Origin of the sequence: Roseisolibacter agri, assembly GCF_030159095.1 — a bacterium.
In the GTDB taxonomy this organism is placed as follows: domain Bacteria; phylum Gemmatimonadota; class Gemmatimonadetes; order Gemmatimonadales; family Gemmatimonadaceae; genus Roseisolibacter; species Roseisolibacter agri.
The window spans coordinates 558,250-573,284 of the sequence record NZ_BRXS01000002.1 but is presented as its reverse complement, the minus strand read 5'-3'; the positions used below and the strand labels follow the sequence as shown (position 1 = coordinate 573,284).

The following is a 15,035-nucleotide window of genomic DNA, read 5'->3' as shown; positions in this document are numbered from 1 at the left end:
TGCACGACCGTATCGTGGCGCCACCCTGCCACCCGGCGGCGATCCCGTGTTCCTCGGCCACTACGGCGTCGCGTTCGCCGCCCGCCGCGCCGCGCCGCGCGCCTCGCTCGGCACCACGATCCTCGCCGCGCAGCTCCTCGACGAGCTGTGGCCGGTCCTGCTCCTCCTCGGCGTGGAGCGCGTGCGCATCGTGCCCGGGCTCATGACCGCGAGCGCGCTGGACTTCGTGTCGTACCCGATCTCCCACAGCCTGCTCACCGCCGCGGGGTGGGCGCTGCTGCTCGCGGGCGTCCACTTCGCCCTCAGGCGTCGCGGCCGCGACGCGTGCATCCTCGGCGCGGCGGTCGTCAGCCACTGGCTCCTCGACGCGCCGATGCACCGCCCCGACCTGCCGCTCTGGCCCGGGTCGCGCACGCTCGTCGGCGGTGGGCTGTGGAACTCGGTCCCGGCGACGCTCGCGATCGAGCTCGGGATCCTCGGCGTCGGGCTCGCGCTGTACGTGCGCGGCACCCGCGCGCGCGACCGCGTCGGGCGCTGGGGGCTCGGGGCGATGGTCGCGCTGCTCGTCGTCCTCTTCGTCGGCGCGGTGTACGGCCCGCCGCCGCCGAGCGAGCGCGCGCTCGCGCTCTCGTCGCTCGGGCTCTGGCTGTTCGTGCCGTGGGGCTGGTGGATCGACCGTCACCGCGCGCCCGCGTCACGGTCTCCGTGAGCCGTCCGACGTGGCGTCCACCTCCGCGAGGTTGTCGTCGCGCTCGCGCTCGATGAGCCGGCGGTACGGATCGATCCCGGCGCGCGCGGGCGCGCGCGGCACCGTCACCGTGATCGTCTGCTGTCCCGCGCGGATGCGATGCTGCTTCAGGTAGAGCGGCGCGCCGGGACCGCTCGCGCCGGAGGAATCGGCGAAGACGCCGATCTCCACCAGCTCGTCCATCGGGATCGGCGTCTGCCGCCCGATGCTGTCGGCGCGTGCCTTGGCCGCCGTCACGTGCAGCGTGACCCGATACGCGCCGCCGGCCGCGGGCTCCGCGCGCACCGAGTCGGCGCGCACGTCCCAGAGCGTGATGTGCTCGAACAGGTCCGAGAGCAGCGGCCGCAGCGAGTCCGGCGTGACGGCCCGCAGCTCGGCGTAGAGCGCGCGCGAGGTCGGCGGCGGCGCGTGCCGGCCCGCGTACTTCTCGCGGAAGCGCCGCAGCGCGCCGTTCACCACGTCGGCGCCCAGCCGCTCGCGCAGCGTGTACATCGCCACGCCGCCCTTGAAGTAGTGCACGTACGGCTGCCGGTCGCCGTCCAGCAGCGGCGTCTCGCGGTTCGTGTAGACGCGCCGGCCGCGCAGGTGCTCGTCCATGTTGAAGTCGTAGAACCGGCGCGCCATCTCCGGGCCGTACGCCGACTCCAGCACCATCGTCGCGCTGTACTGCGCGAGCGTCTCCGAGACCATCGACGCGCCCGGCGCGCGCGCCGGGATCACCTGCCCGCCCCACCACTGGTGCGCGGTCTCGTGCGCGACCACGAAGAAGGTGCGGTCCACGTCGCCCGAGTCGATGCGCGTCAGGAAGGCGCTCCCCTCCGAGAAGATGATCGTGTGCGGGTGCGCACGCGCGAACGACACGTAGCGCGGGAACTCGACGATGCGCAGCTCGCGGAACTGGTACGGCCCGAACGCCCGCGAGTAGTAGCCGAGCGACGCCTGCATGCTCCGCAGCATCCGGTCGACGTTCACGTCGTGCGTCGGATGGTAGAGAACGCGCAGCGGGATCGAGTCCCAGCGCGCCTCGCGCACGGCGTACTCCGCCGACAGGATCGCGCCGCCGAAGCGGATGGGCGCATCGGTGCGATACCGGAAGTACCGGCGCCCGCCCTCCCGCCACTCGCGCACGAGCGTGCCCGTCGTGATCGCGATCTGCCGCGGGTCGGTGCCGATGGTCGTCTCGACGTCCACCAGCTCGACGTCCCGCCCGCCGGCGTCGCGCGCCTCCACGTCGCCCGCGCTCGGCGGCTGCACGCGCGGCGGCAGCCCGTGCTCGCGCCGCACCCGCTCGTCCATCACCTCGCGCCGCGACTGGTAGCCGAGCGCGGGGAGCCACGAGCGCTCGAAGTAGGTGGCGTTCGACGTCACCTCGGTCGGCGCGCCGCTGTTCCGGAAGCCGCGCGGCCGGAACGCGATCGCGAACGTCATCGCCAGCGAGTCGCCCGGCGCCAGCGCGCGGTCGAGCGCGTAGATGCGGTAGCGCTGCGTCGAATCATCGAGCACGGCACGCGCCGCGCGATCGAAGCCCACCGCGCGCGTCTCGACGTCGGGGTGCAGCAGCACGTGCAGCGAGTCGAGGGGCCGCGCGCTCCGGTTCACCAGCCGGAACGTCCCGCGCAGCTCGGCCGCGCGCTCCGCCGGGTACAGCTCGACGTGCAGCGTCGCCGCCGTGAGCATCGGCTGCGGCGCGTCCTCGAAGCGCTTGTAGCGCCGCTCGTACTCGGCCGCGCGGGCCGCCTCGTCGTCGGGCGTGCGGTACGCGTGCAGGACGTTCGTGTTGTAGAAGACGAAGCCGCCCAGCGACAGCACGAGCGTCACCGCCAGCGCCGCGGCGCGCAGCGTCGGGCCGGCGAGGCGCTGCCGCGCGAGCGCGAGCCGCCGCCGCACGCCCAGCTCCCGGCCGCGCACCCAGAACAGGCTCGCCACCACCGCGAGCAGGATCGCCCACGCCGCCCAGTACAGCTTGAACCAGACGAGCCCCGCGAGGAACGGCGCCAGCCCGTTCAGGTCCGACCAGACCCATCCCGGATCCGAGCCGTAGATCAGCATCGCGTGACGGAGGCCGATGAGCCCCGCGGCCTGCGTCGACACGAAGTACAGCACGACGATCAGGTGGCCGACGTACTTCTGGTTCACGAGCACGTGCACCGTCATCGCGAGCACGGCGAGCAGCACGTAGTCGACGAGCTTGATCCCGAAGAGCAGCTTCAGGTAGACCAGCGGCTCGTGCCGATGCCAGCCCTGCATCGCCTGCAGCAGCATGCCGGCGCCCGCGAGCACGGCCTGCAGGACGACGAGCATCGCGACCAGCGCGAGGAAGCGGCCCAACAGCGCGACGCCGTTCGGCACCGGCGCGGCGTCGGCGATGTCGCCCATCCCCGCATCGCGCTCGCGCCACACGACCTCTCCCGCGAGGACGGCGACGAGCACCGCCATCACCGGTCCGAGCACGGTGCTCAGCACCGTGCCCGCGATGAGGTGCGTGACCGGCCAGGTGGACGTGCCGAAGACCTCGGAGCCCACGTCCCAGCCGGCCGCGAAGACGAAGACGAGCGCGCCCACGAGCAGCACGAGGAAGGCGCGCGTCGCCGCGATCTCGCGCCACGCACGGACGGCGACGGCGAGCGTCTGCCGCGCGCGCCCGGCGAGCGGGATCGAGCGCCCGACGGCGGCGACGCGCGGGGCATGCACGGGCGCCACGTGCTCGGGCATGGCGTCGGCGACCGGACGCCGCTGCCACCAGCGGCGCGCGCCGGCGCCCGGGTGCGCGAAGCGGAAGCGCGCGACGAGCGTCGCCAGCACCCCGAGCGCGACCGCGAGCCAGAGCGCGCGGTTCCACAGCAGGATCGCCGGCCAGCCGAGGAGCCGCGCGTTCAGCTCGGCCGGCGTCCAGAAGCGCGTCACCACGCGCACCGCCGCCGCGCCGAACGGATCGGCGAGCGCCGCCACCGTGGTATTCGACAGCCCGTCGGTGAGGTCGCCCGCGACGATGCCGAGCACGAACAGCGCGATGCCGCCGACGTACGTCGCCAGCGCCTGCCGCGCGAGCGCCGCGGCGGCGAACATGCACGCGCCGATCAGCACGAGGTTGGGGAGCAGCACCAGCGCGTACGCCTGCCCGTACGCCGCGAGCTGCACGGGCCCGAACTTCCCCGCCGCCATGTACGGCATCACCGACGCGAGCAGGAGCCCGAGCGGGACGCCGAGCATCAGCACCGCGTTCACCACGACGGCGCCGAGGAAGCGCCCGACGAGGTAGTCCCGCTCGCGGAGCGGCGACGTGTAGAAGAGCGCGTGCATGCGCGACTGCACGTCGCGCGCGGCCGCGTCGCCGAACACGCCCGCGCTCACGAGCATCCCGATGCCCCCGAGCACGGCGGAGATGTTCACCACCGACTCGGGCGCGTTCAGGACCTGGCTGCTCCCGTTGATGGCGTGCATCATCAGGAACGGCACGCCGAGCAGCACCGCGGCGTAGATCCAGGTCGACGGCTGGCGCAGCCGGTAGCCGACCTCGAAGCGGAACACCTCGCCGATCATCAGGATCCGGCCTCCGGCGCGTGGAGCGTGACGTCCCAGAAAGTCCGGGCCGTACGGGTGGGTCCCTACCCCGGTTTCGGCCCGGCCGCCGCGGACGCCGAGGCGCACGCCGCCACGACCTCGCGGATCCGGTCGGCGCTCGTGACGACGCGCGCGAAGTCGTCGGGCACGTACGGCTTCGCGACGCCCACCGCCACGCGGCGGAAGCGCATCCCGCTCTCCGCCCGCTCCGCGCCGCGCACGTGGACCTCGCGCACGCCGCTCGCCGCGACCACGGGTCCCACAGTGGCCGCGGTGAGCCCGCCGCCGGCGAGCACCACCAGCCGGTCGCCGGCCTGTCGCACGAGCGCCCCCAGCGCCCCCGCCCCCTCGAGCGCGCTCGGCGCGCCGCCGGAGGTGAGCACGCGGTCCACGCCCAGCGCGACGAGCGCCTCCAGCGCCTCGGTCAGGTCGCGCGTGGCGTCGAAGGCGCGGTGGAAGGTCACCCGCATCGGCCGCGCGGCATCCACGAGCATGCGCACGGCCTCCGCGTCGACCCGGCCGTCGGGCGCCAGCGCGCCGATCACGACGCCGTCGGCGCCCAGGCGCCGCGCCTCCTCCACGTCGCGGCGCATCACCGCCAGCTCGCCGGCGTCGTGGAGGAAGTCGCCGCCGCGCGGCCGCACGATCACGAACAGCGGGATCGCCAGCCGCTCGCGCGCCAGCGCGATGGTGCCCGCGCTCGGCGTCGTCCCCCCTTCGACGAGGTTCGCGCACAGCTCGACGCGGCCGGCGCCGCCGGCTTCGGCCGCGAGCGCCGAGGCGACCGTGTCGACGCACGCCTCGACCAGGATCTCCGACATGCGATCACTCTAACGGCGTCGCGCGCCGCTGCGTATCATCCGCCGCGGCACGCCCCACCTCCCCAGCGCCCCGTCCCGTGTCCATCTCCCGCCGCGACTTCCTCGGCAGCGCCGCGACCACCGCAGCCGGCGCCGCCCTCGCCCGCCCCGCCGGGGCGATGCCCTGGGTCTCGGTCGCCGAGCGCACGCCGCCCGCGCCCGCCGCGGCCGCGCGGCCCGTCGTGATCTCGTCGGACAATGGCTACAGCACCGACGCGAGCGGGAAGCGCGGCATCCAGGTCGCCTACGACCTGCTCGCGCGCGGCGGCGACCCGCTCGACGCCATCATCGCCGGCGTCAACGTGGTCGAGCTCAACCCCGAGGACCAGAGCGTCGGGCTGGGCGGCCTGCCGAACGAGGACGGCGTCGTGCAGCTGGACGCGAGCTGCATGCACGGCCCGACGAAGCGCGCCGGCGCGGTCGCGTGCCTGGAGCGCATCGCCACGCCGTCGCTGGTGGCGAAGGCAGTGATGGACCACACGGACCACGTGCTGCTCGTGGGCGACGACGCGCTCCGCTTCGCGCGCCGCATGGGCTTCGCCGAGCAGGAGCTGCTGACGGAGAAGAGCCGCGAGGCGTGGCTGCGCTGGAAGGCGAACCCGCCGACGCCGGGGATGTGGGTCGACACGCGCCCCAAGGGCGGCACGCGCACCAGCGCGCGCTTCCAGGCGGCGCACGAGTACGCGGCCGACGGCTCGCTCGCCGCGACGACGGGCACGATCAACATGAACGCCGTCACCGCGAGCGGCGACCTCGCGAGCGTCACGACGACGAGCGGCATGGCGTGGAAGATCCCGGGTCGCGTGGGCGACTCGCCGCTCCATGGCGCGGGGCAGTACTGCGACAACACCGTCGGCGCCGCGGGATCGACGGGGCGCGGCGAGGCGAACATCAAGGTGTGCGGCGCGTTCCTGGCGGTCGAGTTCATGCGCCAGGGGATGAGCCCCGAGGCGGCGCTCATCAAGGTGATGGAGCGCGTGCTGGCGATGACGGAGCCGCGGCTGATGAACGAGCGCGGGCGCCCGTACTTCGATCTCGAGTTCTACGCGGTCGCGAAGGACGGCCGCGTGGCCGGCGCGAGCGCGTACCAGGGGAGCCGCTACGCGGTCGCCGACGCCTCGGGCGCGCGGCTGATGGACGGCGCGTACCTGTTCAAGCGCGAGGAGCGCCCGGCGCCGCGGAAGTAGCGCGCAGCTCCGAACGCTCCCGCACGAGACGCGCGATCGCGCGCTCGTCGCGATACGACAGGGCGGCCTGGCCCAGATGGAACGCGAGCGGCCGCCGCAGCACCGGGGCGACGCTCGCCGCGAGCTCGCGCACGACCTCCTCGTCGCCGTAGGCGTCCAGCATGCGCTGCAGCGTCGCGGCGCGCGATCCGGGCGCGGTGCGCGCGAGGACGGTGGTGAGCAGCGCGCGCAGGTCGTCGGCGCGCCGCCACGCCATCGGGCGACGCGCGTCGTGCACGGTCTCGAAGTCGAACCAGTGCGAGACGCCCGCCGCGCGGTCGACGATGACGTTGTCGGCCATCGCGTCGCCGTGCGTGATGCCGCGCCGGTGCAGCGCCGCCAGCGCCTCGACCGCGCCGGCGATCGCCCGCTGCTGCCGCTCCGTCTCCGCGAGCGCCGGATCGTCCAGCAGCGCCGCCAGCGGCTCGCCCGCGAGGTACGGCAGCACGAGCGTCCCGTCAGCCTCGACGCGGACGGACGCGCCGCGCAGGCACCGGTGGAGCTGCCGCTCGCGCTCCACCCACTCCCGGTGCGGCAGCACGCGCACGCCGGTGTCGAGGACCGCGGCGAGTGGACGGCTCATCGCGATCAGCAGCGGCGCGTGCGCGAGGCGCCGCTTCCGCACCAGTCGCACGCGGTCTTCGTCATCGATGCGCACCGTCGCGTAGCGCGCGGACCGCAGCAGCCACCCCAGCGCGGCGCACGCGGCGAACCACACGCGTTCCGCCGGCGCGCGCACGCCGCTCACTCGCCGGAGAGCAGGCAGGCCACGCCCAGGAGGATCAGCACCATCCCCACCACGTGCGGCCGGCGCAGCGACTCGCCGAACAGGTGCACGCCCGCGAGCGGGACGAGCACGTAGGTGAGGCTCGAGAGCAGGTAGGCGCGCGAGAGCGGCGCCACGCGCAGCACGTACAGCCAGCAGACCGCCGAGATCCCCCACGCAATGATGCCCGCCAGCACGCGCCCGTCGCGCGCGGCGGCGAGCAGGAACGCCATCGGGCCATGCGCGGCCGGCTGCTGCGCGCCGGACTTCAGCAGGAGCTGCCCGGCGGCCGACGTCACCACCGCGCCCAGGATGAGCATCGCCGTGCGCGCGTCCATCGTCAGTCGCCCGCCTCGTGCCGGATGTGATCGTACGCGTCGGTGCGCGCCCACGGCGACAGCACCACGAGGACCCACTTGAGGAACGTGCGCAGGTACCCGAACGGCTGCAGCTCCATGCGGCGGCTGGAGGTGCGCGCGGTGAGCGTGCGGTCGTAGAGGAAGCGCTCCGGATGGTACCGGTACGCCGCCTCGGTCAGCGGCCACTCCTCGGCGATCACCCACGACTCGTCGAACGGGCCGTAGCTCTCGAAGTGCGCGCGATCGCAGCTCATGAAGGCGGGCATCGACTTGGCGCGCGCGAGCGGAAGGTGCCGCGCCAGCCCCCAGAAGGTCCACCAGAGCCACGCGCGGACGCCGGGCTCGCGCGACGCGAGGCGGTAGAGCACCAGGCAGCGCCCCTCGCGCTCGTGCAGCTGCAGGATGCGCGCGACGGCGTCCGCGGGGACGATGGTGTCCGCGTCGACGAAGCAGAGGATCCGGCCCGTGGTGGCCGCGGCGCCGGCGTTGCGCGCGCGGGCGCAGGTGCGGCCGACGCACGCGACCAGCCGCACGCCGGCGCCTGCGGCGTAGCGCCCGACGATGGCCGCGGTCGCGTCCTCGCTGCCATCGTCCGCGACGACGACCTCGAACGGCGTGTCGGGCAGCCAGAGCGCGTCGCGCGTCACGCCGACCGCGCGCGCGATGCTCACGAGGATGGCCTCCACCACCTCGCCGATCAGCGCCTCCTCGTTCCGCGCCGGGATCACGAACGAGAGGCGGCGTCCGGACGTCGTGTCAGCCATCGTGCCCCAGCGTCCAGGTGGCGACGGCGAGCGCGCCGCCCGGCAGCACCGGCCGCGCACTGCGCGACAGGACGCGCAGCCCCGCCGACGCCACGTCGCGCTGCAGGCGATCGGCGGTGTAGAAGCGGCGCGTGCGCATGCTGAAGCGCGCGTCGCGCGGCACGTAGCCCACCAGCCGCGACGCGTGGAACGCCACGACGGTCCAGACGAACTCGCGGCCGCGGTGCCATGCGTGCCCGAATCGGTTCGCGTACACGGTCTGCACCACGACGAGCGGGCCGCGCGTGACGCGCCGCGCCTCCGCGAGCACGCCGGCCGGGTCGCGCGGGTACGCGAGCATGAAGACGAGCAGCGCCGCGGCGAACGTGCCGTCCGCGAACGGGAGCGCGCCGTCGGTGATGGCGACGGGCGGCCGCCCCACGACGTGGATGTCGCTCACGTCCGCCGTCACGACCTCGCGCCCGAGCGCGCGCTCCAGCGCCGCCGCCAGGTGCCCCGTGCCGGAGCCGAGGTCGAGCAGCGGCCCGTCGGGCGGCAGCGCGGCGCGCACCTGCTCCACGAGCGCGCGCGCGCGCCGCTCCATCACGGCGTCGAGCGCCGCCTTCACCACGCTCAGCATGCGCGCGCCCGCGTTGCGTGCGTCCCCAGCAGCGCGGCCGGCGTCGTCGGCTCGCGGCCCTCGTCCACGAGCGCGCGCACGAGCCGCAGGATCCGCGGCCAGAAGCCGCGCCGCAGGTCCCGCGGATGGATCGCGAGGCTCGGCACGCCGCGCCCCAGCGCCTGGCCCAGCATGCCGATCCCGTGGCCGACGTGCCCGAGCCAGCCCCACCGGCCGCAGTCCCACGTCCACGTCGCGAGCGGGACGCGCGCGTCCGCCGACTCGACGGCGAGGAAGCCCAGCACGTGCGCGATCCCCGGTGCGTGTGCGGCGCCCGCGCACACGTGCCCGCGCTGCCACGCCGGCGCGAGGAAGCCGCGCGCGGGCGCGCCGAAGGCGTCCACGAAGGCGCGCTGCCCGCGCTCCACCGCGCAGCGCGTCTCCTCCGCGTCGAGCCCGCCCATCTCGTCGGACCGCTCGGCCAGCAGCGTGGCCGCGCCCCAGCCGCGCGCGCGGCGATGCCGGTAGCCGTGCAGCAGCAGCTCGTCGGCGCTCTCGCGGAGCAGCGCGCAGTAGTCGGCGTGCGCCGCCAGCGGCCACGCGCCGTCCCAGTCCGGCACCACGCCGAACGACAGCCGGCGCCCGAGCAGCGGCGCGAGGTCGCGCAGCATCGCCCGCGTCTCGTGGGCGTATGCCGGCGTCGCGTCGTGGATGCAGACGAGGAAGGGCCGCATCGCGTGGCTAGCGCCGCGTGGCGAGGAAGCGGTCGCCGTCGTGCGACAGCCGCCGGCCGAGGAAGCGATGCAGCGCGCGCCGGGCGCGCGGCACCTTCCAGCAGTCCTCGTGGCAGTCGCCCTCGCCACCGTCGAGGCGTACGAACTCGGCCTCCGCACCGGCGGATCGCAGCACCGCCGTGATCCGCTCGCCCTGCGCGACGTACACGTTGTCGTCGCCGGCGCCGTGCACGGTCAGCAGCGCGACGCCCGGGCGCGCGAACGTCACCGTCGAGATGTCGCGCAGCTCGGCCGCCGACCAGGGCGCGGGATGGCCCAGCACCGTCGTCAGGATGTCGTCGAAGTCGTCCATCACCTGTGCCGGCGGCATCGTCATGTCGTGCTCGCCGTCGAGGTTGACGGCGGTGGTCACCCGTCCGTCGGGGCCCGCCGGATCGTCGCGGAGCGCGGCCATCGTCGCCAGGTGCCCGCCCGCCGACATGCCGAGCGTGGCAACGCGCGCGGGATCGATGCGGAAGCGGCGCGCGTTGGCGCGGAGGTGGCGCAGCGCCTTCTGCACGTCCTCGATCTGCGCGGGCCACGTGCCACCGGGCCGGCCGGCGCGCCGGTAGTTGATCGAGAGCACGACGTAGCCGTTCGGGCACAGCTCCCGCGCGAGCTGCTCGCCCCAGGCCTTGTCGCCACCCCGCCACGCGCCGCCGTGGATGGCGACGATGGCAGGACGGCCCGCGCGCGCGCCGTCCGCCACTGGCTCGTAGAGATCGAACGTCCCCTCGTAGCCGATGGCCGGGTCGTAGCGCAGGTCCTCGGTCACGACGTACGGCCGGTCGCACGCGGTCGCGAGCGCGACGAGCAGCGGCACCACGAGACGCCCCCGGACCATCGTCAGGGCGCGGCCGGCGCGGCTGCCTTCACCGCCACGACGTTGTCGTCGCGCTCGCGCTCGATCAGCCGGCGCCGCGGATCGACGCCCGCACGCGCAGGCTCCTTCGCCACGGTGACGCGGATCGTCTGCCGGCCGCTCCGGATGCGGTGCGGCCGCAGGTAGAGCGGCGCGGCGTCGCCACCAGCCGTGAGCACGCCGACGTCCACGAGGTCGTGCATCGGCGTCTCGGTCTCGCGACCGACGCTGTCGGCGCGGACCTTCCGCGCCACGACGTCCAGCGTCACCTCGTACTGGCCGGCGGGCGTGCGCGCGACGGTGGCGCGCTCGGTCCGGACGTCCCACAGCGTGATGGTCTCGAAGAGGTCCGTCAGCAGGTACCGCAGCGAGTCGGGCGTCGCGGCGCGCAGCTCGGCCAGCAGGTCGCGCGACGTCGCGTACGGCGGCCCGGCGTCGCGCCGGCCCGCCACGAAGCGGCGCAGCACGCCGTTCACCACATCCGCGCCCAGGTGCTGGCGCAGCGCGTACATCGCGACCGCGCCCTTGCCGTAGGCGATGTGCGGCTGGTCCTCGACGTCCAGCAGCGGCACGTCGCGCTCGAACTCCGCACGGCGGCTCAGGTAGCGGTCCATCTGGAAGTCGTAGACGCGGCGCGCCTGCTCGGGACCCAGCAGCTTCTCGGTCACCATCATCGCGCTGTAGTTCGAGAGCCCCTCGGACAGGAAGGCCCCGCCGCGCACGTGCGCGGCCCTCAGCTGCCCGCCCCACCAGCTGTGCGCGACCTCGTGCGCCGTGCCGAAGAAGGTGTGGTCGACGCGATCGCCGTCGGCGCGGGTGATGAAGTTCTGCTCCGCGAAGACGATCGTCGTCGCCAGCGCGCGGCCGTTGATGCCGTACGGCGGGATCTCGACCACGCGCAGATCGCGGAACTGGTAGGGCCCGAAGGTCTGCGTGTAGTAGTCGAGCGCCGCCTTCATCCCCGCCATCATGCGATCGACGTTGTAGGCGTGCCCTGGGTGGTGCATGACCTGCAGCTTCACCTCCTTCCACCGGTCCTCGCGCACCGCGTAGCGGGCCGAGAAGGCGGAGGGGCCGAACGGCGACGGCACGTCGGTGCCGTAGTGCGCGTAGCGGCGGCCGCCCTCCGTCCAGCGCCGACGCAGCGTGCCCGGGACGACCGGGAGCTGGTCGCCCGAGGTCCCCACGATCGTCTCGAAGCGCACGCGGTCCTCGTTGCGCACGACGGTGTCGTGGCGCCGCGCCTCGGCGTCGTCGGGCGCGGGCATGCCGGAGCGCCGCGCGAGCCCGAAGCGCTCGCGCGCGCTGGCGCTCGAGAGCTCGAAGGCGGGCTGGTAGCCGACGAACGGCAGCAGCCGCCGGTCGACGTACGTGCCGTTCCCCACGATCGCGGTCGGGACGTCGCTGCTGCGGAAGCCGCGCGGCCGGTACGCCAGGTCGAACGACAGCCGCAGCGAGTCGCCGGGCTGCAGCGGCCGCGCGAGCGCGAAGATCCGGTAGCCCGTCGCGTCGTCCGTGACGACGGGCGTCGCCGCGCGGTCGAAGGTGAACGCGCGCGCCTCGACGTCCGTGTCGAGCACCACGTGCACCGAGTCGATGGCGGCGCTGGTGCGATTGACCAGGCGGTAGTCGCCGCGCATGTCGGCGGCCGACTCGTCGGGATGCAGCTCGAAGCGCAGGCTCGCGGTCACGATGGACGGCTGCGGCGCCCGCGCGAAGCGCGCGTACCGCCGCTCGTACTCCGCCTGCGGCCGCCCGGCCTCGCCACGCGTGGGGTTCGCGTTGAGGACGCTCGTGTTCCAGAAGACGAAGCCACCCACCATCACGATCAGCGCGGCGGCCACGCCCGCCAGCCGCGCCGCGGGCCCGCGGAAGCGCGCGCGCGCCTGCGCGACGCGGCTCCGCATCCCCGGCTCGCGGCCGCGCACCCAGAGCAGCGTCATGACCACGCCCAGCAGCAGCGCCCACGCCGCCCAGTACAGCCGGAACCAGAGGTGCGGCCGCAGGAACGGGCCGAAGCCGTTCATGTCCGAGTACGTCCAGCCCGGCGCGCTGTCGTACACCGCCAGCAGCGGGAGCCCGAGCGGCGCGGCGATCAGCCGGAGCACGCACGCCGCCAGCACGACGATGTAGCCCAGGTACTTCTGGTTCACGAGCACGTGCACCGTCATCGCCATCGCGGCGAGCAGCACGTGGTCGAGGAGGTTCAGCCCGAACAGCACGCGGACGTACAGCCCCAGCTCGTAGTGCCGGTAGCCCTGCAGCGTCTGCAGCAGCACGCCGCCCAGCAGGAACGCCGCGTGGAAGGCGGTGATGATCGCGACGAGCGCGAGGAAGCGGCCGAGCAGCGCGATCCACGTCGGCACCGGCACCGCGTCCGCGATCTCGGCCGCCTGCACCTCGCGGTCCTTCCACACCAGCTCACCGGCGTAGAGCGCGATCACGAGCCAGGGCACGAGGATGGCGCGCCGCGACAGCACCTCCGCGACCACCAGGTGCGTCACCGGCCACGACGCCGTGTCGAACGCCGTGTCGCCGACGTTCCAGCCCCACAGCAGCACCATCCCGACGGCGGCGACGCACATGACCGGGAACGCGCGCCCCGACGTCGCCTCGCCGAGTGTCTGCCGCGCGACGGCGAGCACCTGCCGGACGCGCGTGCGACGCCCGAACACGCCCGCGACGCGTGGCACGACGCCCTGCCACCGCTCGGCCGACGGCGCATCGACGGTCGCGCGCGCGCTCCCGCGCCGACGTTCCGTGCCGGCCGCGTGGGCGAAGCGGAACGTGCGCTGGAGCAGCGCCAGCACGCCGAGCGCGATCGCGAGCCAGAGCACGCGGTTCCAGAGCAGCATCGTCGGGAAGCCGATCAGCCGCGTCTGCAGCTCGGACGGCGTCCAGTAGCGGCTCATCGCCAGCAGCGCGTTGATCCCCAGCGGATCGGCGAAGACGGAGAGCATCGGGCTCTCGATGCCGGTCCAGTAGTTCGCGGCGACGATGTAGCCGATGAAGACGCCGGCCGTGCCGAGGTAGACCGGGATCGCGGCCCGCGTGAGCGTGCCGATCGCGAACTGGATCGCGCCCACCAGCACGAGGTTGGGCAGCAGGAAGAGCAGGAGCGGCTGCAGGTACGCGATCGGCCGCTCGGGGCCGATCGCGCTGGCGTCGACGATCGTGTGCGTGGAGACGAAGTAGCCGATCGGGAGCGCGAGGACGACGATCGCGTTGACGGCCAGCGCCGCGAGGAAGCGGCCGCCGAGGTACTCCGCCTTGCGCAGGCGCGTGGTGTAGAGGAGCGGGTCCATGCCGGCCGCGACGTCGCGGATCGCCGCGTCGCCGAACAGCGCGGCCGAGACCAGCATCCCGAACAGCCCGCCGAACAGGACCATCCCCTGCGCGATGCGCTGCGGCGCGTTGGCGCTCACCGCGCCGCCGCCGGCGGTGGCCGCGGTGCCCCACAGCATGATGAGGAAGAGGAACGCCGCGTACGCCCAGGTGGCGGGGCTGCGGACGCGGTATTCGAGCTCGTAGCGGAGGACCTCGCGGAGCCTCACGCGACCTCCGCCCGCGGCGCCGCCGCATCGCGACCGTGGTGTCCCGCCATGACGCTGAAGTAGACGTCCTTCATGTCCGGCTCCACCGGCTCGAACGCCGCGCCCGGCGACGACTCGGCGTAGACGTGCGCGATCGTGCGGCCCGCCATCAGCTTGGTGGAGACGACGGCGTGCTCGCGCTCGAGCGCCGGGAGCGCGTCGCGATCCACCGTGCGGCGCCAGATGCGGCCGCGCAGCGCGTCGATGGCGCGCGCCGGCTGCGCCTCCAGCAGAATCTGCCCGCGGTCGATGATCGCGAGGCGGCTGCACAGCTCCTCGACGTCCTCGACGATGTGCGTCGAGAGGATGACGACGCTGTCCTCGCCGATCTCGCCGAGCAGGTTGAGGAAGCGGACGCGCTCCTCCGGATCGAGGCCGGCGGTGGGCTCGTCGACGATGATCAGCTTCGGGTTGCCGAGGAGCGCGACCGCGACGCCCAGGCGCTGGCGCATGCCGCCGGAGAAGGTGCCGACGCGCTGGCGGCGCACCTCCCACAGGTTCGTGCGGCGGAGCAGCGCGTCCACGACGTCGCGCCGCGGCCCCGCGTCCACGAGCCCCTTCAGCACCGCGAAGTGCTCCAGCAGCCGCTCCGCGCTCACGCGCGGGTGGAAGCCGAAGGTCTGCGGGAGGTAGCCGAGCGTCTCGCGCAAACGGTCCTTCTCGCGGATCACATCGATCCCGCCGAGGGTGGCCGTGCCCGCGTCGGGCTCCTGCAGCGTGGCGAGGATGCGCATCAGCGTCGACTTGCCGGCGCCGTTGCGGCCCAGCAGCCCGAACATCCCGGGCGGGATGTCGAGGGAGACGCCCTTCAGCGCCTGCGTGCCGTTGGGGTAGGTCTTCGACAGGTCGCGGATGACGAGATGCATGGGCGGGGACGGGAGTCGCGGAGGCCACCGGGCACGCGGTCCGGTCGGGCCAGTATGAA

The 15,035-nt window shown here is 74.2% G+C and carries 12 protein-coding genes; 2 read left to right on the top strand and 10 right to left on the bottom strand.

From position 1 onward, the window contains the following. Positions 1-46 precede the first annotated feature (46 nt). Positions 47-709 (top strand): metal-dependent hydrolase, encoded by a 663-nt coding sequence (locus tag rosag_RS07350; protein WP_284349415.1) that lies wholly within the window; start codon positions 47-49, stop codon positions 707-709. Here the strand turns inward: rosag_RS07350 and rosag_RS07345 are convergent. Continuing rightward, positions 695-4,288 (bottom strand): ABC transporter permease/M1 family aminopeptidase, encoded by a 3,594-nt coding sequence (locus rosag_RS07345; protein ID WP_284349414.1) that lies wholly within the window; start codon positions 4,286-4,288, stop codon positions 695-697. The genes rosag_RS07350 and rosag_RS07345 overlap by 15 nt on opposite strands. Positions 4,289-4,353: 65 nt before the next feature. After that, on the bottom strand, positions 4,354-5,130 hold the full coding sequence (locus tag rosag_RS07340; RefSeq protein WP_284349413.1) for a copper homeostasis protein CutC: 777 nt from the start codon (positions 5,128-5,130) through the stop codon (positions 4,354-4,356). Between the two features lie 77 nt (positions 5,131-5,207). Between rosag_RS07340 and rosag_RS07335 the strand changes: the two genes are divergently transcribed. Then, positions 5,208-6,356, top strand: a complete 1,149-nt coding sequence (locus rosag_RS07335; protein ID WP_284349412.1) for a glycosylasparaginase — start codon at positions 5,208-5,210, stop codon at positions 6,354-6,356. Here rosag_RS07335 and rosag_RS07330 read toward each other — a convergent pair. Genes rosag_RS07330 through rosag_RS07295 form a run of 8 tightly spaced genes read right to left on the bottom strand, consistent with a single transcriptional unit; the run spans position 6,322 to position 14,976 of the window. Further along, the gene (locus rosag_RS07330) at positions 6,322-7,134 is read right to left on the bottom strand and encodes a BUD32 family EKC/KEOPS complex subunit (RefSeq protein WP_284349411.1); all 813 of its coding nucleotides are present in this window, start codon (positions 7,132-7,134) and stop codon (positions 6,322-6,324) included. The two genes, rosag_RS07335 and rosag_RS07330, sit on opposite strands and share 35 nt — an antisense overlap. 5 nt (positions 7,135-7,139) lie before the next feature. After that, entirely contained in the window at positions 7,140-7,499 is a 360-nt protein-coding gene (locus rosag_RS07325; RefSeq protein ID WP_284349410.1) for an EamA family transporter, read from the bottom strand. 2 nt (positions 7,500-7,501) lie between these two features. After that, positions 7,502-8,284 (bottom strand): glycosyltransferase family 2 protein, encoded by a 783-nt coding sequence (locus tag rosag_RS07320; RefSeq protein WP_284349409.1) that lies wholly within the window; start codon positions 8,282-8,284, stop codon positions 7,502-7,504. Further along, on the bottom strand, positions 8,277-8,903 hold the full coding sequence (locus tag rosag_RS07315) for a class I SAM-dependent methyltransferase (RefSeq protein ID WP_284349408.1): 627 nt from the start codon (positions 8,901-8,903) through the stop codon (positions 8,277-8,279). The genes rosag_RS07320 and rosag_RS07315 overlap by 8 nt, the downstream gene beginning before the upstream one ends. Continuing rightward, entirely contained in the window at positions 8,897-9,616 is a 720-nt protein-coding gene (locus rosag_RS07310; protein ID WP_284349407.1) for a DUF2334 domain-containing protein, read from the bottom strand. The genes rosag_RS07315 and rosag_RS07310 overlap by 7 nt, the downstream gene beginning before the upstream one ends. Before the next feature lie 7 nt (positions 9,617-9,623). Beyond that, a complete protein-coding gene (locus tag rosag_RS07305; RefSeq protein WP_284349406.1) occupies positions 9,624-10,499 on the bottom strand; it encodes an alpha/beta hydrolase in 876 nt (291 codons plus the stop codon). Between the two features lie 2 nt (positions 10,500-10,501). Further along, a complete protein-coding gene (locus rosag_RS07300) occupies positions 10,502-14,071 on the bottom strand; it encodes an ABC transporter permease/M1 family aminopeptidase (RefSeq protein WP_284349405.1) in 3,570 nt (1,189 codons plus the stop codon). Continuing rightward, positions 14,068-14,976 (bottom strand): ABC transporter ATP-binding protein, encoded by a 909-nt coding sequence (locus tag rosag_RS07295; RefSeq protein ID WP_284349404.1) that lies wholly within the window; start codon positions 14,974-14,976, stop codon positions 14,068-14,070. The genes rosag_RS07300 and rosag_RS07295 overlap by 4 nt, the downstream gene beginning before the upstream one ends. Between the last annotated feature and the right edge of the window lie 59 nt (positions 14,977-15,035).